Below are 264 nucleotides of genomic sequence, written 5' to 3'. Positions count from 1 at the left end.
ACGCAGCCGTTCAGGCCGATGAAGATGTCGTTGGCGCTTCCCAGGTGCGCGATCTGGAAAAGCGCGTGCGTGACCTCGAGCGCATGCTCGGCAAGAAGACCATGGAAGCCGAGGTCTTGAGGGAGGCCCTGGATCTCGGGGAGTGTCAGGATTTCCGTGTGTGGTCGGGCATAGTGGGTAAACAAGGAGTCCCCTATGTCTCGACGCAAAGAGCCTGCAATCCCCAATGAGCTTCTCGACCAACTGCTGGCAGGCGGCGCTGCC

Annotated in this window: 1 pseudogene; it reads left to right on the top strand. The window is 60.6% G+C overall.

The features are described from left to right. Positions 1–143 (top strand): annotated as a pseudogene (locus DDE76_RS19400) (IS3 family transposase); the annotation flags it as partial. Positions 144–264 lie beyond the last annotated feature (121 nt).

The organism is Devosia indica (genome assembly GCF_003056405.1).
GTDB lineage: Bacteria > Pseudomonadota > Alphaproteobacteria > Rhizobiales > Devosiaceae > Devosia > Devosia indica.
This window is presented reverse-complemented; position numbering and strand designations above follow the sequence as displayed.